The 17,906-nt window shown below is 41.0% G+C and carries 14 protein-coding genes; 8 read left to right on the top strand and 6 right to left on the bottom strand.

Going from position 1 to position 17,906, the window contains the following annotated elements; translation table 11 throughout:
- Window positions 1-71: 71 nt before the first annotated feature.
- On the bottom strand, window positions 72-2,243 hold the full coding sequence (locus tag AB9K32_RS16085) for a carboxy terminal-processing peptidase (RefSeq protein WP_224836361.1): 2,172 nt from the start codon (window positions 2,241-2,243) through the stop codon (window positions 72-74).
- A 200-nt stretch (window positions 2,244-2,443) separates the two neighbouring features.
- Here AB9K32_RS16085 and surE point away from each other — a divergent pair, with 200 nt between their 5' ends.
- The 5 genes from surE (at window position 2,444) to AB9K32_RS16060 (ending at window position 7,300) form a co-directional block, all read left to right on the top strand.
- Window positions 2,444-3,223, top strand: coding sequence for a 5'/3'-nucleotidase SurE (gene surE / locus AB9K32_RS16080; protein WP_252080667.1), 780 nt, complete (start codon window positions 2,444-2,446; stop codon window positions 3,221-3,223).
- Window positions 3,213-3,500, top strand: a complete 288-nt coding sequence (locus tag AB9K32_RS16075; RefSeq protein ID WP_224836359.1) for a hypothetical protein — start codon at window positions 3,213-3,215, stop codon at window positions 3,498-3,500. The genes surE and AB9K32_RS16075 overlap by 11 nt, the downstream gene beginning before the upstream one ends.
- An 89-nt stretch (window positions 3,501-3,589) precedes the next feature.
- Entirely contained in the window at window positions 3,590-4,702 is a 1,113-nt protein-coding gene (gene lpxB / locus AB9K32_RS16070; RefSeq protein ID WP_369885773.1) for a lipid-A-disaccharide synthase, read from the top strand.
- 33 nt (window positions 4,703-4,735) lie between these two features.
- Window positions 4,736-5,281 (top strand): C40 family peptidase, encoded by a 546-nt coding sequence (locus AB9K32_RS16065; protein WP_224836357.1) that lies wholly within the window; start codon window positions 4,736-4,738, stop codon window positions 5,279-5,281.
- Window positions 5,282-7,300 carry a ComEC/Rec2 family competence protein gene (locus AB9K32_RS16060; RefSeq protein WP_369885770.1) on the top strand — a complete coding sequence of 673 codons (2,019 nt, stop codon included), beginning with the start codon at window positions 5,282-5,284 and terminating at the stop codon, window positions 7,298-7,300.
- 1 nt (window position 7,301) lies between these two features.
- Here AB9K32_RS16060 and AB9K32_RS16055 read toward each other — a convergent pair whose 3' ends face one another.
- The gene (locus AB9K32_RS16055; protein WP_369885768.1) at window positions 7,302-8,837 is read right to left on the bottom strand and encodes a peptide MFS transporter; all 1,536 of its coding nucleotides are present in this window, start codon (window positions 8,835-8,837) and stop codon (window positions 7,302-7,304) included.
- Window positions 8,838-8,859: 22 nt separating this feature from the next.
- The gene (locus AB9K32_RS16050; protein ID WP_369885766.1) at window positions 8,860-11,019 is read right to left on the bottom strand and encodes a S9 family peptidase; all 2,160 of its coding nucleotides are present in this window, start codon (window positions 11,017-11,019) and stop codon (window positions 8,860-8,862) included.
- A gap of 177 nt (window positions 11,020-11,196) precedes the next feature.
- Here AB9K32_RS16050 and AB9K32_RS16045 point away from each other — a divergent pair, with 177 nt between their 5' ends.
- The 3 genes from AB9K32_RS16045 (at window position 11,197) to AB9K32_RS16035 (ending at window position 14,138) form a co-directional block, all read left to right on the top strand.
- Window positions 11,197-12,513, top strand: coding sequence for a hydroxymethylglutaryl-CoA reductase, degradative (locus tag AB9K32_RS16045; RefSeq protein WP_224836353.1), 1,317 nt, complete (start codon window positions 11,197-11,199; stop codon window positions 12,511-12,513).
- Window positions 12,513-13,421 (top strand): GYDIA family GHMP kinase, encoded by a 909-nt coding sequence (locus AB9K32_RS16040; protein WP_369885764.1) that lies wholly within the window; start codon window positions 12,513-12,515, stop codon window positions 13,419-13,421. Before AB9K32_RS16045 ends, AB9K32_RS16040 begins: the two co-directional genes overlap by 1 nt.
- 135 nt (window positions 13,422-13,556) lie before the next feature.
- Window positions 13,557-14,138, top strand: coding sequence for a hypothetical protein (locus AB9K32_RS16035; RefSeq protein WP_369885762.1), 582 nt, complete (start codon window positions 13,557-13,559; stop codon window positions 14,136-14,138).
- A gap of 66 nt (window positions 14,139-14,204) precedes the next feature.
- Here AB9K32_RS16035 and AB9K32_RS16030 read toward each other — a convergent pair whose 3' ends face one another.
- The 3 genes from AB9K32_RS16030 to AB9K32_RS16020 all read right to left on the bottom strand — a co-directional run bounded on the left by AB9K32_RS16030 (window position 14,205) and on the right by AB9K32_RS16020 (window position 17,906).
- Window positions 14,205-16,325 carry a peptidylprolyl isomerase gene (locus AB9K32_RS16030; protein WP_293298991.1) on the bottom strand — a complete coding sequence of 707 codons (2,121 nt, stop codon included), beginning with the start codon at window positions 16,323-16,325 and terminating at the stop codon, window positions 14,205-14,207.
- Between the two features lie 85 nt (window positions 16,326-16,410).
- A complete protein-coding gene (locus tag AB9K32_RS16025; protein ID WP_293298988.1) occupies window positions 16,411-17,700 on the bottom strand; it encodes a hemolysin family protein in 1,290 nt (429 codons plus the stop codon).
- Window positions 17,701-17,702: 2 nt separating this feature from the next.
- Window positions 17,703-17,906 (bottom strand): hypothetical protein, encoded by a 204-nt coding sequence (locus tag AB9K32_RS16020; RefSeq protein WP_224836348.1) that lies wholly within the window; start codon window positions 17,904-17,906, stop codon window positions 17,703-17,705.

Below are 17,906 nucleotides of genomic sequence, written 5' to 3'. Positions count from 1 at the left end.
TGACATCAAAAATGCATAAAAAAACCAACTCAAATGAGTTGGTCTTCTAAATAATTTGAAACTGATCGGGCCTATCCTTTAACGCTGGCCAATTTTGTTTCTTCTTTTTTAATATTGTTTTGATGAAGATCTTTCAGCACATTGACTGCTTCCTCAACATAGATATCACGTGCCAAATCCTTGTGCCATCTATCCCTTTTCTCACGTAATACGGAGTCTTGGGTAAACAACTCTGTCTCGTATTGCAAAGAGCCAAAGGACAGCTTTGAATCATAGTCCTTTAAGCTTTTAAAACGTTCTGAGCGTTTCTTGGCCTCTTGTTCCTTCCCTACGTAAGCGTCGTATTTGAGTGAGATCAAATTTTCATCCTGTTGCTCTTTTAACCACTTGGCGTTTTCTTCTATCAACTTGATCTGCTCATTTTTGGCCATACGTTCTTTACTGTTCTTTACTGCTTGGTCCAAGTCGATGTAACCATCCCATATCTTGTAATCGGCTGGTGTGATTTTATCCCAGCCCAATGGATTTTGCTGATCGCGCTCGCCCAGATCGATATAGCTATATCTGTCCGGAACAACAATGTCACTTTTTACACCTTCCAATTGGGTAGACCCTCCATTGATCCTATAGAATTTTTGGGTGGTCAATTTTATGGCACCTAAATCACCATGTTCGTTACCTCTAACAATTGGGTCCAAAGGAATAACGTTTTGAACAGTTCCTTTACCAAAAGTTTGTTTGCTGCCGATCACCACGGCCCTTTTGTAGTCCTGCATGGCCGCTGCCAATATTTCGGATGCCGATGCGGAAAGTTCGTTAACCAGAATTACTAAAGGACCATCCCATTGAATGCGCTCGTCCTTATCCTCATGCACTTCTTTTCTTTGTCCAGAGGAACGTACTTGCACAATTGGACCGTCTTTAATGAACAATCCTGCCATTTCTACAACGGTTTTTAGGGATCCACCTCCATTGTCCCGTAAATCCAATATAATTCCTTCTGCACCTGCTTCTTTTAAACGTTCCAATTCCTTGGCTACATCGGTAGCTGCATTTCGTTCGGAATAGTCATCGAAATCCACATAAAATTTAGGTAGATTGATTAGACCGTACTTTTGGTTGCCGGCATCAATTGTGGCGGATTTTGCATAGGACTCCTCCAACTCTACCACATCTCTTGTAATGGACACCGTTTCAATAGTTCCATCTACTTTTCTTACGGTAAGTTCAACTATGGTGCCTTTGGGGCCTTTTATCAATTTTATGGCATCGTCCAGTCGCATACCAACTATATCTATAGGTTCTTCTCCTTTTTGACCAACCTTTAAGATCTGATCTCCCACCTCCAAACTCTGGTCTCTCCAAACCGGACCACCGGAAATAATCTCTACAATTTTGGCTCCTTCGGGTTTTTTCTGCAACCTGGCCCCTATACCTTCAAACTTTCCGGACATACCTATATCGAACTTCTCCTTTTCTTCTGGAGCAAAATAGAATGTATGGGGGTCAAATTCTTCTACGATCGTATTCAAATATTGTACAAACCAGTCCTTGCGCTCAAGATCATCCACAAAATCAAAAAACTCGTCCAAAGTATTCTTAGTAACTTCTCTCGCTTCTTCTTCAACCGCTACTTTGTCCACCGTACCTGGTATGTCGTTGAAAGATAACACCGGTTTTGCATCGGTACTGGCAACATCATTGGCATCGTTGATCAAGTTGTCTATTTTGTTGTCGAATATATTTAAGGTGTTGTACTTTAATTGTTTTCTCCAACGTTCTTTGAGTTCTTTTTTGCTCGAGGCAAACTCTTGTTTATCGTAGTCGATTTCTATGGTTTCGTCAATGGTGTAATCGAATGGTTCGGAAAGCACCTCGTTGTAAATTTCCTTGGCTTCTTCCATTCGAACCATTAACCGTTGATAAACGGCATTAAAAAAGGTAATGTCGGTATTTCTGATCTCATCATCGATCATAAACCGATATTTTTCAAATTCGCGCAAATCGCTCTGAAGAAAATATCTCTTGGTAGGATCTACGATGTCGATAAAATCATCAAAAACGTTGGAACTAAAATTATCGTTGATGTCCTTGGGCTCATAATGTCCTTTTTCCAATACATAGGAAATCAATTCCAACAAAAATTTATCCTTATCATCATTTTCAAAAGACTTATTGGTAAAACTACAGGAGGCTACTGCCACAAGGATAACCAAAAGTGCTAAGATGAAGTTCTTTTTCATAAATATGTTTTTTTTGAGGGAAACCATTTGACCTCATACTGCCAAATCTTCACAATGTCTTCCTTCGTTCTACTTGTATGAATTCTCTAAGATACAGAAAAAACCGTGCCAGTCCTTTCTGCTGAATTTAATTTTTTGTTAAACGACCAGAGCTTCATATCCTTATGAAAAACGTATTTTTATGCCTTTAATTATGCCATATGGAAAAACCGTTGATTCTTGTAACCAATGATGATGGAATTACAGCGCCTGGGCTCAGGGCATTGATACGCACCATGAAACAACTTGGTGACGTGGTCGTTGTTGCCCCGGACAGCCCTCAAAGCGGCATGGGGCATGCCATTACCGTGGACAGCACCCTGTTTTCCAAAAAGGTGGTAGTTGATCATAAAGAAGGTGCTCCAAGTGAGTACAGCTGCAGCGGGACTCCAGCAGACTGTGTAAAATTGGCGCTTCGGGTAATTTTGGACCGTAAGCCCGATATTTGTGTGAGCGGAATCAACCATGGATCCAATTCATCTATCAATGTTATTTATTCAGGAACAATGAGTGCTGCCATTGAGGCAGGTATTGAAGGTATTCCGGCCATTGGTTTCTCCCTGTGCGACTATTCTTGGAACGCTAATTTTGAACCAGCGCTCGATTGTGTAAAAAATATTGTCTCCGAGGCATTGACCAATGGAATTCCAAAAGGAACTGTATTGAACGTGAACATTCCAAAATCGGAAAATCCGCCTAAAGGCATTCGGATTTGCCGACAAGCACGAGGTAATTGGAAAGAGGAATTTGATAAAAGAACAAGTCCATCGGGCAAGGATTATTATTGGCTTACGGGCGAATTTGAGCTCCTGGACAAGGGTGAGGACACCGACGAATGGGCCTTGGCACAGGGTTATATTTCCGTAGTGCCAACACAATTCGACCTTACAGCGCACCACGCCATACCACAAATAAACAACTGGAATTTAAATGAACAATAAAAAAGAGATCATCATCGGATTTATAGTCGGGCTCATTGCAAACACATTTGGCACCCTGCTCTATATTCTATTATTTTCTGATTTAAGTGTTGGGGAAACCATCAATGCCGCCATAAGTCAAGGCCATATTGGCAGTTTGTTGGCACTGGGCGCTGTTTTAAACCTTGTTGCTTTTTTTGCCTTTTTGCGCATTAAGAGGGACCAACGGGCCAAAGGAGTAATGTTGGCCACTCTGGTTACCGCCCTGATCATATTAATGTACAAAGTTATGGGCTAGGTAAACACAGAACTCTTTTATATACAACCCAAACTAATCGATATTAATTTTTGATTTTTGCCTTTAGTTTTTGAATTTGATCCTTACCAATGAAATATTATATCATAGCTGGTGAAGCATCCGGGGATCTACATGGTTCCAATTTAATAAAAGCCTTAAAAAAAGAAGATACCTCGGCACAGATTCGATGTTGGGGAGGTGATTTAATGCAACAAGAGGGTGGAGAATTGGCCAAGCACTACAAGGACATGGCCTTTATGGGGTTTTTGGAAGTAATCAAAAACATCCCTGCCATTTTTAAAAATATTGCCTATTGTAAAGAGGATATTCAGAATTTTGATCCAGATGTGATTATATTTATCGATTTCTCGGGCTTTAACCTACGAATAGCAAAATGGGCCAAAGCTGAAGGATATAAAACCAACTACTATATTTCACCTCAAATTTGGGCTTCTAGAGAAGGTAGGATCAAAAAAATAAAGCGGGATATTGACCAGATGTACGTAATCCTTCCTTTTGAAAAAGAGTTTTACGAGAAAAAACATGGATATCCCGTACAATTTGTCGGCCACCCTTTGATCGATGCCATTGAGAACACCCCGTTACAGGACAATCAAACGTTTAGAGAAGAAAACGGACTAGATCCCAAAAAACCGATAATCGCCTTGCTACCGGGAAGCAGAAAACAAGAGGTCCAAAAAATGTTGAACGTTATGCTTTCGGTAAAAAAGGATTTTAATCAATATCAATTCGTGATTGCGGGAGCACCAAGTCTTTCCAACGATTTCTACGCTCCTTTTTTAGAAGGTGACGAAGTACAGTTCGTTTCCAACAAGACCTACACGCTTTTAAAGCACTCACATGCCGCCATGGTCACGAGCGGAACGGCTACATTGGAAACTGCGCTTTTTGGGATACCTCAAGTGGTATGCTACAAAGGAAACTGGATCTCCTATCAAATTGCCAAACGTATTATTACCCTCGATTACATTTCTTTGGTAAACCTAATTATGAAAAAGGAAGTGGTCAAAGAACTGATTCAGAATGAACTGACCTCAAAAAACTTAAAAAAAGAGCTTTCAAAAATTGTGGATGGACCTGATCGCGACCGTATATTATCCGATTATAAACTGCTAAAAGAAAAGTTGGGCGGTAAAGGTGCCAGTAAATTGGCTGCACAATTAATTGTGAAAAATGTGTAGTTTTATATTCCAAGAAAGTAAATCTACTCTTGGATGTTACGTAAAACCATAATCTTACTATTGTTTTTTGCCATAACGGCTTGTGGCCCGGGCAAAAAACGAAGAACCTACAGCAAGACCCGAACCGTTACGGTAGAGGGGTCCAACACCGACACTTCCCCTAAACCAAAATCCAAAAAGGAGGGGCGTAAAAATGCAAAGGCAAACAGAATTATTTCCACGGCGCTGACATATTCGGGCACTCGTTACAAATACGGGGGCACCACCAAAAAGGGCATGGACTGCTCTGGCTTGGTCTATGTTTCCTTAAAGGAAAACGACATTATGTTTCCCAGAACATCGTATCAAATGGCCCTGGAAGGAGAAAAAATACAAATTGCCCGTGTGGAAAAAGGAGATCTGCTCTTTTTTAAAACAAGTAAAACGGGCAAGCGCATCAACCATGTTGGGCTTGTGGTAGATGTAAAGGGCAACGACATTAAGTTTATCCACGCCACAACCTCACGCGGCGTGCTGGTATCCTCGTTACGGGAGGGATACTGGAACAGTGCCTTTGTAAAGGCCATGCGCATCCTATAAGTGCAACAACTTAACTTTATATCCGTAAAACTCACATTGTGGGTTGTACTGGGTATTATTTTTGGTTTTTATATTGATGTAAACTCCTTTTTATTGCTCATTGCGCTATCCGTATTGCCCATTGGCCTTTTCTGGGCAAGAGCAAAGCAAAAACGCAATGGACTCCCGTTTTTTGAGGCGCTTACATTTTTAACCTCTTTTTGTTTAGGAATTTGGGTCGTTGGAATTTCAATGGGCAAGGGCATGCCCCACCATTACTCCAAAAAGGATGTTACGAAGGAAAAAGTATGGCACCTAAAAGTAAGGGAAGTGCTCAAACCCAATATCTTTTCCCACAATTATATCGCCCAAATCATTGCTTCGGACAACGAACAAACAACCGGCACCATACTTTTCGGTTTATCTGTAGACTCACTAACTAAGCAGTTGCAGGTTGATGATGAGTTTTTGATCCATGCCAAACCAAGGTCAATCCGACCTCCATTGAATCCCCATCAATTCGATTACAAAAGCTATCTAGAAAAGCAAGGGATCGTACATTTCATCAAAAGCAACTATAGCTCCATTATAAAAAAAGAGAACGCTCCAAAAACCTGGGTCGGCAGAGCAGCCAACTTTAGGGAAAAAATTATATCCAAATTAAAAAAATACGACTTTGGACTAGAGGAATCGGGGGTTATCCAAGCATTGCTTTTGGGAAAACGGGACGACATTTCCGAGAACACCTACGATAATTACAAAAACGCAGGAGCAGTACATATCTTGGCCGTATCCGGGCTCCATGTTGGTATATTTCTCTTTTTATTGGAATTTTTGCTTTCGCCTTTGGAGCGTTTACCTAAAGGTAAGACCGTAAAACTTTTACTTATAGTTTTGTTGCTATGGTCCTATGCTTTTGTTGCAGGGCTCTCTCCTTCCATTGTCAGGGCTGTTTCCATGTTTTCTTTTGTAGCGTATGCGATGTATCTAAATCGTCCTACCAATTCCTTTAACATTATTGCGCTATCCATGTTGTTCATTCTTTTGGTCAAGCCCTTGTTTTTATTTCAGGTAGGCTTTCAAATGAGCTATGCCGCTGTTTTCTCCATTGTTTGGATCTACCCAAAATTGCAAAAGTTTTGGTTCCCTGAAAATATCCTGGTCCGCAAAATATGGCAATTATTATCGGTAAGTGTTGCTGCCCAATTGGGTGTTTTGCCTATCAGTTTGTTTTATTTCCATCAGTTTCCGGCCTTATTTTTTGTTACCAACTTACTTGTTGTTCCTTTTCTGGGTTTGATTTTGGGCTTTGGTATCCTAGTCATCTTTTTAGCTTTGATAGACTTCTTGCCCAATATTATCGCCAAAGGTTTTGACTGGATCATCCGCTTGATGAATGCCACCGTCGGATGGGTGGCAAAACAAGAGAGTTTTATTATCAAAAACATTCCCTTCGATTCTTTTCAACTCATTTGGGGATACTTGATCATTACTGCTCTTGTGTTGTTTTTATCCAAACCCAAATGGAAAACCATAGCTGTTTTTTTCAGTGGGCTTATCATTTTTCAAGTATGGGGCATTTATAAACAGGTCGAGTTACATCAGAAGGAAACAATAACCTTGGCACATCGTTCCAGAAACACGGTTTTACTGCATCAATTAGGAGATTCACTCGTTATTATTGCTTCGGACACTTTCAATATTGGAAATATAGCGACGGATTATTCCATAGCAGAGCGGATTCAAAAAATGGGTGCCGTTCAGCTCAAGAACAGTTATCGAATTGGCTCTAAAAGATTGTTCGTGGTGGACAGTCTCACCGTACTGCCCATTAAAGTAAGGCCAGAGTATCTTTTGTTGACTCAATCATCAAAAATTAACCTGGAACGGGTTCTGGACTCTGTACAACCCAAAAAAATATTTGTGGACGGGAGCAACTACCCAAGCTTGATAAAAAAATGGAAAGCGACTTGTGCACAAAAAGAAATCCCTTTTCACCACACGGGGGAAAAGGGATTTTATACGTTTAAGCTCAATTAAATTAATGCACGTTGCCCATCAACTTTTTGATCAATGGTGAAGCCACTATAACCAGAATTCCCGCTCCAATTGCATATTGGGCTATGAGCATAAATCCATCGGTATAAACACTTAATGTACTAAAACCACTAATATCGGAATCGGTGCTCTCTATCGCCATTTGTTTACCGATAAACCCTACTACCTGAAAGGCAAATGCAGACGACAGGAACCAAACCCCCATCATAAAGGCCACTATCCTTTTTGGTGAAAGGTCCGTAATTTTTGAAAGTCCCACGGGCGACATGAACAATTCACCTACCGAAATCAAGAAATACATTAGCAATAAATAGGTAAAGGGGACAAATCCGTTGTCGTTTGCACTGGCACCACTAATGGCCAATACATAAAAACTGACCCCTGCAAACAAAAGTCCCATACCAAACTTATAGGGCGTTCTTGGGTTAAGTTTCTTTTTGGACAACCATTGCCACATTAAAGAAATCGGAATGGCCAAAATTATGATCCACATGGAATTTAAGGAATTGGTCTGTGAAGCGGTCATAATCCCCTCCAAATCCACATTTCTAGCGGCAAAAAGTGTGATCACACTTCCGGAAAGTTCATGAAAACCCCAAAAGATGGTCATAAAGAAGGTTATCAGCACTGCTACAAATAGCTTTTTACGCTCTTCCAATGTGGCTTTGTACATAATGTAGCCCAAGTATACCAAAATGGAGAACCCAATTAGTTTAAATATCACATTTACGATATTCTGGTCTCCAAAAAAAGAACCTTCTATTCCCAATGCTTTGTAAGAGGACAACAAATAAGCAATTACGGGAACCGAGGCAAAAGCCAAAACTGGAACCATTAGGCCTTGTTTTAGGCCCAAAACCTTTTTCTCTATATTTCCATTCTCTGGAGGGAGTCCTTTATCGCCAAAAACACCTTTTTTGATTCCGCTCCAAAAAACGATCAATCCGGTAAGCATCCCTATTCCTGCCAATCCAAATCCATAGTGCCACCCATATTTGGCCGCCAAATATCCACAAAGCAATGGCGCCACCCATCCACCTATATTGATCCCCATGTAAAAAATGGTGAAGCCAGAATCTTTCTTAGGGTCTCCATCCTTATATAAAGAACCTACAAATGTTGATATATTCGGTTTAAAAAAGCCATTCCCTGCAATAATCAAGGAGAGGGCCATAAAAAAGGCGACATCGTTCTCTATGGCAAGCACAAAATGCCCAAGGGACATTAAAATGCCTCCAAGAAATATGGATCGGCGCATTCCAAGAATACTATCGGAAATACGACCACCAATTACCGTGGATGCGTACACTAATGATCCATAGGAGGAATATACTGCTGCGGTAGCGTAATCCCGTTCCATTAAGGCGGCGAAAATTACATCTACCATGTAGAGTGTAAGCAAGGCTCGCATTCCATAAAAACTGAAACGCTCCCACAACTCTGCAAAAAAGAGATAGAACAATCCCTGTGGATGCCCAAAAACTTGTTTCTCGTTCACTGGCTTAACTACTTCTGACATATTGGTTTGGTATTGGTTTTATTTAAAGATTTTCTTTAACAAAATTGGTCATTTTGGTATATAGGTGCAATCTGGTATATCCTCCATAAATACCATGGTTCTTATCTGGGTAAATAGCCCAATCGAATTGTTTATTGGCCTGTACCAATGCCTCTATCATACGCATAGTGTTCTGCACATGTACGTTATCGTCTCCAGATCCGTGAACCAACAAATACTTGCCTTTCAACAATTCAGGGTAGTTAAAAGGAGAGTTATCGTCATACCCCGTTGGGTTTTCCTGGGGAGTCTGCATGTATCGTTCTGTATAAATGGTATCGTAAAAACGCCAAGAGGTTACTGGTGCCACAGCAATGGCCATTTCAAAGGTGTCGTTACCTTTCAGTAAGGCATTGGTGGACATAAATCCTCCATAGCTCCAGCCCCAAATCCCGGTTCTGTTCGCATCAATATAAGACCGCTCGCTCAATTTTTGAGCCGCTGCAATTTGATCTTCAACTTCGAATTTGCCCAATTCTTTTTGGGTCACCTTTTTAAAATCGCGCCCTTTTAAACCTGTTCCCCTACCATCTACACAGGCTACGATATATCCTAGAGATGCCAAGTGCTGGTGCCAATAATCGTTGCTGCCCATCCATTGGTTGGCCACTTGCTGCGAACCTGGGCCACTGTATTGGAACATGAACAATGGATATTTTTTATTAGGATCGAAATCTGCCGGTTTGATCATGTACATATTAAGATCGTTCCCATTTATATTGATGGTGGAAAATTCCTTAGGTGAAATCTCATAGCCTTCCAGTTTGTTCTGCAAAGCTGAATTATCCTTGATTGCTTTTACCAGTTTCCCATTGGATGCGTTGTGCAAGGTAAACCTATAAGGAGTTGTTGCACTGGAATATGTATTTATATAATAGGTATAATCGCTACTGAAGGCTGCTGAATTTGTTCCCTCTTCCACGGATAATTCTTTTTTGCGCTTCCCATTGGTCGAAATACTGTAAACGCCCCTATTGATGGAGCCGTTTTCCACGGACTGATAAAAAATACGATCGTTATCCTCATCGTAGCCATAGTACCTTGTTACTTCCCAAGGACCTTGCGTAATCTGATTTTTCAACTTTCCGTTTCTTCCGTACAGGTACAAATGGTTATAGCCATCCGTTTCGCTTGTCCAGATAAAACTGTCATCGTCCAAAAAAGTAAGGTCATCATCAATGTCCACATAGGCAGCATCGGTTTCCTCCAATAAAACAGAGAATGAATTATCCTTTGCATTTACGGCATACATTTTTAGGTCGTTTTGATGCCTGTTCAATGTTTGAACGCTCAAATGATCTGGGTGGTTCATCCATTTGATTCTTGGGATATAATATGGATCGTTCAAATTAACGTTCGATATTTTCCCAGAAGCCACATCGTACATTTGCAATGACACTATAGAGTTTTTCTCTCCTGCCTTTGGATATTTAAATTCATGCTGATAGGGGTACAGGTCCTTACCGTAAACATCCATGGAAAAATGGGGAACCTCGGTTTCATCAAATCTTAAAAATGCGATTTTAGTTCCGTTGCTGTTCCACTCAAAAGCACGGACAAATGCAAATTCTTCTTCGTACACCCAATCCGTCACCCCATTTATGATGGTTCCTTTACTTCCATCAGAAGTAACCTGTTTAGTAGTCCGATCGGCCAAATCCATCACATATAAATTATTGTCCAGGACATAGGCCACTTTACTACCGTCCGGCGAAAGTGTAGGTTCTTGAATTTTGGTCTCGGAAATCTTTACCAGATTTTTGGTGGCAATATCGTACACATAGTAAATTCCGAGCCGGGAACGCCTAAAAATGGGTTCCACTTCTGTGGCCAAAAGCACTTGTGATTCATCGTCACTGAAAGAATATGATGAAAAATAGGGAACAGCATCGGATGATGCCACTATGGTTTCCACTTTTTCCAATGTCTTGTAGTCGTACTTATCCAAACTACTGGCGCGCGGAGAGCGGGTTGTGTTTAATATGGTATATTGAGTACCGTTGTTCATGGATCGTAAAACATCCATGTATTCTGTCCTGAATTCCCCGCCCCAAATTTCTTCAAGGGTTATTTTTTTCTTTTGTGCAGTAGAAAATGTAAATGCGCCCAAAAGGAATAGGAATAGAAAATATTTTTTGTTCATGAAGTGAAAAAAATTGATTAAAAACTCCCAAGTTTACTAATATTTATCGGAAAAATAAACTTTGCTGTTGCGTTTGCAACAATTTTAACCTTTGCCGATGCGCTTCGGTTCCAAAATTTAGATGCGGCTCCTCCAAACGGTCAATATGCGTATCTTTGAACTCTTTAACCCTGCTTTATGAAAACGCCCGTTGAAGGATTTTCCAAACTATCCAAAACCCAAAAAATTGATTGGATAGCCACCAATTGCACTCAGGACCCAAAAGCTGCCAAACAACTCTTGGAGCAGTACTGGAACACCGATCCAAGAGTACAAAAACTGCACGATGAATTTATAGAGAATACCATTTCCAATTATTATTTGCCGTTTGCCATAGCCCCAAACTTTAAGATAAATGGAGAGTTCCTGGCCATTCCCATGGCCATAGAAGAAAGTTCGGTCGTAGCCGCTGCAAGCAAGGCTGCCAAATTTTGGATGGATCGTGGCGGTTTTAAAGCAGAGATTATTGGCACCGAAAAAGTAGGTCAGGTCCATTTTATATTTAAGGGCGAAAAAAGAAGACTCAAAGAATTTTTTATTGCTGCAAAACCTGAACTTTTAAAAAGTGTTGCTTCCATTACCCAAAATATGGAAAAACGCGGTGGGGGCATCAACGATATTGAATTACGTGACCTAAGCGATAAAATTCAAGGGTACTATCAGCTCCATTGTACATTTGAGACTTTGGACGCCATGGGTGCAAACTTCATCAACTCCTGTTTGGAACAATTTGCCAAAACACTCAAGGAATTGGCCCTTTCCTTTGATGAATTTTCGAACCACGAAAAAAACATTGAAGTAATAATGGGCATTTTATCCAATTACGTTCCCAATTGTTTGGTAAGGGCAGAGGTAAGTTGTCCGGTTTCAGAACTGGACAATTCGGACATGGACGCCGAAGAGTTTGCGCAAAAATTTGTTCAAGCGGTAAATATAGCGAAAGTGGAGCCCTACCGGGCCGTGACCCATAACAAAGGGATCATGAACGGGATTGATGCAGTGGTGCTCGCCACAGGAAACGATTTTAGGGCAGTGGAAGCAGGCGTACATGCCTATGCTGCAAAAGATGGGCAATACTCCAGCCTCACCCATGCCAAAATTGAAGATGGGATTTTTAAGTTCTGGATAGAAGTACCCTTGGCCCTTGGCACAGTAGGCGGCTTGACTTCTTTGCATCCTTTGGTGAAGCTTGCCTTGGAAATACTTCAAAAACCAACAGCCAAGAAATTGATGCAAATTGTTGCGGTAGCAGGATTGGCACAGAATTTTGCCGCGGTTCGCAGCTTGGTCACTACAGGTATTCAAAAGGGACATATGAAAATGCACTTATTGAACATGTTGAACCAATTAGGTGCAACGGAAGCGGAAAAACTACAATTGGTCGCTTATTTTAAAGAGCGGACCGTAACCAATGCCGCGGTCAAAGAGGCTTTTGAAAAAATTAAAGCTGAGTAATGGAAAAGGAGTTTTACAGTAATGGAAAGTTATTGCTCTCGGGCGAGTATGCCATTTTGGATGGAGCATTGGGACTGGCCATTCCCACCAGTTATGGGCAATCGTTGCAGGTAACTCCGAACACCAGTGGTTTTTTGGATTGGACCAGCTTGGACTTGAACAAGAATGTTTGGTTCTCGGCGCAACTCGACCTTACCAATTTAAATGTAGTTGCCACATCGGACAAATCCATGGCCAATACGTTAAAAACCCTATTGTTGGAGGCCAATGCACAAAACCCGTTGTTGTTAACAGACAGTGAGGGCTTTAAAATTGAAACACACCTTACTTTTCCAAGGAACTGGGGGCTTGGAACCTCGTCTACCCTGATAAACAATTTGGCACAATGGGCGCGGGTAGATGCCTACCAACTATTATGGAACGCATTTGGCGGCAGTGGTTACGATATTGCCTGTGCACAAACCAATTCACCCTTGGTGTACCAACTAAAAAACAATAAACCCAAGGTAGAAAGCATCGCCTTTGACCCGTATTTTAAAGAATCCCTATATTTTGTACATCTAAATCAAAAGCAAAGCAGCAAAAAGGCAATTGCCAATTATAGGGAGCAACAGTTCGACACTTCCGAGCTGGTTAAAAAGATAACCGACCTCACCCGAGCTACGATCGGAGCAACAACCTTGTCGGATTTTGAGTTGTTGATGGATAGGCACGAAACCGTACTTTCAGCAATATTGAAGATGACTCCTGTAAAAGAGCGTCTTTTCCCTGATTATTACGGAACAATAAAAAGTCTAGGCGCCTGGGGCGGTGATTTTATCTTGGCTACTGGTGACGAAAAATCCATTTCCTATTTTAAATCGAAGGGGTACAACACTGTGATCCCATATTCCAAAATGGTCCTTTAAACCACTTCTTATAATTATTCCCTGAATTCATTTACCCCATTCGTAAACTCAAATCGGGCATTCGTCAAATCTAAACATTCAATGTAGGACTTTACTAATAAGTTTGATACCTATTCATCAAACTATTTATAAGAGATGGCCCAAATCTTTACCAAAATAGGTTATCGATTCCTCCTAGGAACCATATTCCTAACTGCTTCCCAGACCTTTTCGCAAATTGACCCAGCGGTTTCGAATAGGCTCAATGGCTTTATGCGCGAAAACTGCACAACCACATTTAATGAAATTTCTTCCACCCCAGTAGAAAACATACTTAAATACAAAGTCTTCCACATTGTTCAGGAGACCCAAAACATGTATGGTGAAAAGAAGAAAAACATCAATGAATTTATTGTGATCGATACTGGACAAAAAGTAGCAAGTTTTGAACGCGTCCAAGCGAATACGAACTTGCCTGAACTTACCGACTATATTCGGGAAGATTTTATTCTTGATCAAGAAAGCGCGCACGAATTCCAATCCCTCTTGGATTACATTTACCCCATAGAAGATTGGAAACCCGACCATAGAGAATATTTTCAAAAAAATGGCAAATGGTACTTCTTACGCGATGCCTATTTCCGCACCAAGCAAGGGTTTGAGGTCACTGTTGATATTCAGGGAAGAATCACGGATATCTGCTATAAAATGAAATGGAACGGTTCCGAAAGCAAATAACCCATCTTGAACAAACAAAAATGCCTCCCGAACGAGAGGCATTTTTATATTCTGTATGGCTATCTCTTAGTAGAATGTAGCTCTCTTATCTTCTATCTCAGCCTTATCTTTTAAGGCATTGTAAACCGAACCGTTTACCCTTGCAGCAGCACTACTTTGCAAATTTTGTGCATAGGTACTGTAATTTTCAACATCTGCAGCTTCGGTTTTATTGGTCACTTTGATCATAAAAACCCCTGAGTTGCCTTCGATCAATTTGGATGTTTGGTTTACATCCAGGGCAAAGGCACTTCCTACAACCAATGGCTCTCTACCGGCTCCTGGAATGGTAGGAGAAGACAAAGTCACCGCAGAGGCCGTGCTAACACTTACATTATTGTCGGATGCAATGGCTTCCATAGCCTTACCTTGATTGGCCGAAATGATCTGTTGTGCCTTACGCTCTTTTCTGATTGCAGGCAATGCGGTAGCAGAAGCATCCTCGGGCGCCATAAGACCTTTTTTGTATTTTTTGGTCAATTGCACCACAGCATATCCATTGTTCACATTAAACCGTCTGATGTCACCAACACTGGTATCTTCGTTAAACACCCATTGTACAATACTACGTTGTGAACCGAGTCCGGGAAGATTTTCTTCCATTTCCTTGATTTTGTTCACTGGTCGAACAGTGTAAGAACTTTCTCTTGCGATATCACCAAAATTTTCGGGTTCTGCATCCAAAACGGCCATTTCAAATTTGGTGGCATCGGTAAACAAGGTGTTTATGGTTTCCTCGGAGGGCTCTATCTCCCTCGCCAAAGTTGCTACCTGGATCACATCTTGCTTATCGTCCACTTTGATCACGTGGTATCCGAACTGTGTTTCCACCAAACCTATGGTTCCGGTTGGGTTTCCAAAACAAAAATCGTTGAACTCGTCTGCCATTACACCTTCTTGGAAATACCCAAGGTCACCTCCACGTGGGGCCGATGGACCATCCGAATTATCCCTTGCCAATGTTGAGAACAAGACACCTTCTTTTTTGGCTTCTGCCAATAGTCGTTTGGCTTCTGTTTCGGCCTCTTCTTTTGTTCTGGTAATCGATGGATTGGCACGCTCTGCACCCTCCCAAGTAATCAAAATATGGCTTGCCTTAACGGTTCCATTGGCCTTTCTGTCCATTACTTTGGAAATTTTGTAAAAATCCCCATCCTTGTACGGACCATAAATATCACCAACATTCATTGCCATAAGTGTATCGGCCACAACCGTGGGCAAATCGTTCTTGGCTTTGTAGATGGTATCGAATTTAGTGTCGGAGTAGCGGTCCAAAAATGCAGCCATCGCTGTTGTATTTCGGAATCCGGCAATGGTATCGTTAGCGTCCTTTGCTTCTGAATATTCCACAGAATCGTCCAATAGAGCGGTAATACCTTCTTTTACATTGTTGTCATCTTCTGCGGATGGCTTTTCTTCAAAATACACAAATCTGATGTCGCGTGCCTTTTCCTGCTGAAACTTGGTCTTATGGTCGTTGATATATGCTTGTATATCACTTTTGGATACATTGATAGTGCTATCGGGTATTGAAGTAAAAGGAATACGAACGTACTGAAGGTCCACTTTATCGTTGGACATATCGTAGTCCAGTTTTCCTTCGGTCAAGGTCGCAGTAACTCCTCCTTTAACCAAATTAAAGTACATACGTTCTTTGGCAGCTTGAATGATGGAGGCCTCGTCCTGCAACCAAGCATCATATCGCAAAGGATCGTTCGCTTTCCAATCGGCAATGGCGCTTCTGAACACTTCTTCGTTAAAGATTCCGTTCTCATCTTGGAAATCCGGAATTTGAGCGTAGCCGGATGTTCTTACGAACTCAACGATTTGATCACTTTCCACATCGATTCCCAAATCTTCGAATTGCTGGTTCAAAATGGTCTTTCTTACTTCTTGATCGTACACCATGTTCACCAATTGGGTAGATGATACCGTTGGCCCATATCGTCGAGAAGCTGTTTCTACCTGAGCTCTAAACTCATCAATAGGAATGTTTTCCCCATTAACTTCAGCGACCGTGGAACCCACTTTTGTTCCAGAAAAATTATCGCTGCTGAATACTCCAGATATTACGAATGCGAACAACGCCAAACCAATTATTAGAATTAGAACTGTTGTCCGTTTTCTAATATTCTCTAATATTGCCATTTTACTGCTTGTTTTCTTTAAATTCAGTGGGCGAAAATACCACTTTCTTTTCAAATAGGAAAGCTAAAAAAGGGAGTGGAATATATTAATCTTCAGTCTGAACCACCACACTTACCAAATCAATTTTGGTATTGGACACTTCCAATATTTTGAAGGTGAAATTATCTACGGTTACTTCTGTATCTTTTTCGGGAATCTCGCCTGTATGGTTTACGATCAATCCGCCCAATGTTTCGTACTCTTCTCCCTCGGGAAGCTCCAATTTATAGTTTTCGTTAATGTAATCTACCTCCATACGGGCAGAAAACTTAAACTCGTTCTCACTTATTTTTTCTTCGTGCAGGTCGGTGGAATCGTGTTCATCCTCGATTTCGCCAAACAACTCCTCTATAATATCCTCTACGGTAAGAATACCCGATGTGCCACCGTATTCGTCCAAAACTACGGCCATGCTTTTACGTTTTTTAGTAAGTACGTTAAGAATATCCTGTATCAACATGGTCTCTGGAACAAATTCCACCGGTAGGAGAATACTTTTTATGGTCTTGGGTTTTTTAAATAGCTCATAGGAATGGACATAGCCAATTATCTCATCTATACTTTCTTTAAAAATCAAGATTTTTGAATACCCCGTTTCCGAAAAGAGCTTGGCCAAATTCTTAGGGGTCTCGCTCTGCTCCACTGCTACGATCTCGGTCCTGGGAACCATGACCTCTCTTGCCTTTACGGTTGAAAACTCCAGTGCATTCTGAAAAATCTGAATCTCGGAATCCACATCGTCCTCTTCTTCCACAGTCTCCATTTGCTCGGTTATGTAATCCCCCAATTCCAGTTTGGTAAAAGAGAGTTGCATATCATCTCCATCGGTTTTAAAGAAAACTCTAAGTATAAAGTCGGATACTTTAATAACAAACCAAGATATAATGGAAAAAAGCAGGTAGAAAAAATAAGCAGGTACGGCCAAGGCCTTTAATAATGCGTTTGCATAGATCTGAAAAAATACTTTGGGCATAAACTCGGCGGTGAGGAGTATCACCAACGTAGAGATCACCGTTTGCGATAGCAGGCTAAAATCCGTCAACAAAACATTTAGGAACTGATAATTGGTAGGCAACAAACCTTGGAACCATTCCATTAACAGGTCACCCATAAACAGACCATAGATCACCAAGGCGATATTGTTTCCAATAAGCATGGTGGCTATAAACTTTGAAGGCTTGTCCGTTAGCAAGGTAAGCACCTTGGCCAAAAAGCCTTCTTGCTTTTTCTCTATTTCAATATGAATCCTATTGGCTGAAATGAAGGCTATTTCCATTCCAGAAAAAAATGCCGAAAACAGCAGGGAAAGTACGATAATGATGACGGAGGGGTCCAATGCTACTTTTTATTATCCGAGTTGCGCTGTTCAAATCGTTTCCGATACCTTCTTCTAAAGAGGAACATTGCCACAGATACTACCGCGAAGAAGATAAAGATATAGGTCTCCTTTGGATTAATGCTCCAAAGTGTTGCGATCTTATAAATAGAAATCACCGCTACGGCCAAATAAAGGTATTCAGTATATCTTAAAATTTTGATCAT

Source organism: Allomuricauda sp. XS_ASV26 (genome assembly GCF_041224615.1).
Lineage (GTDB): Bacteria > Bacteroidota > Bacteroidia > Flavobacteriales > Flavobacteriaceae > Flagellimonas > Flagellimonas alginolytica.
The sequence above is the reverse complement of the archived record's forward strand: the minus strand, read 5'-3'. Positions and strand labels throughout refer to the sequence as shown.

Excerpts from the sequence above, each read along its gene's own strand:
- AB9K32_RS16085 (WP_224836361.1), bottom strand. The coding sequence starts at position 2,243 with ATGAAAAAGAACTTCATCTTAGCACTTTTGGTTATCCTTGTGGCAGTA.
- surE (WP_252080667.1), top strand. The coding sequence starts at position 2,444 with ATGGAAAAACCGTTGATTCTTGTAACCAATGATGATGGAATTACAGCG.
- AB9K32_RS16075 (WP_224836359.1), top strand. The coding sequence starts at position 3,213 with ATGAACAATAAAAAAGAGATCATCATCGGATTTATAGTCGGGCTCATT.
- lpxB (WP_369885773.1), top strand. The coding sequence starts at position 3,590 with ATGAAATATTATATCATAGCTGGTGAAGCATCCGGGGATCTACATGGT.
- AB9K32_RS16065 (WP_224836357.1), top strand. The coding sequence starts at position 4,736 with ATGTTACGTAAAACCATAATCTTACTATTGTTTTTTGCCATAACGGCT.
- AB9K32_RS16055 (WP_369885768.1), bottom strand. The coding sequence starts at position 8,837 with ATGTCAGAAGTAGTTAAGCCAGTGAACGAGAAACAAGTTTTTGGGCAT.
- AB9K32_RS16050 (WP_369885766.1), bottom strand. The coding sequence starts at position 11,019 with ATGAACAAAAAATATTTTCTATTCCTATTCCTTTTGGGCGCATTTACA.
- AB9K32_RS16045 (WP_224836353.1), top strand. The coding sequence starts at position 11,197 with ATGAAAACGCCCGTTGAAGGATTTTCCAAACTATCCAAAACCCAAAAA.
- AB9K32_RS16040 (WP_369885764.1), top strand. The coding sequence starts at position 12,513 with ATGGAAAAGGAGTTTTACAGTAATGGAAAGTTATTGCTCTCGGGCGAG.
- AB9K32_RS16035 (WP_369885762.1), top strand. The coding sequence starts at position 13,557 with ATGGCCCAAATCTTTACCAAAATAGGTTATCGATTCCTCCTAGGAACC.
- AB9K32_RS16030 (WP_293298991.1), bottom strand. The coding sequence starts at position 16,325 with ATGGCAATATTAGAGAATATTAGAAAACGGACAACAGTTCTAATTCTA.
- AB9K32_RS16020 (WP_224836348.1), bottom strand. The coding sequence starts at position 17,906 with ATGATCAAAATTTTAAGATATACTGAATACCTTTATTTGGCCGTAGCG.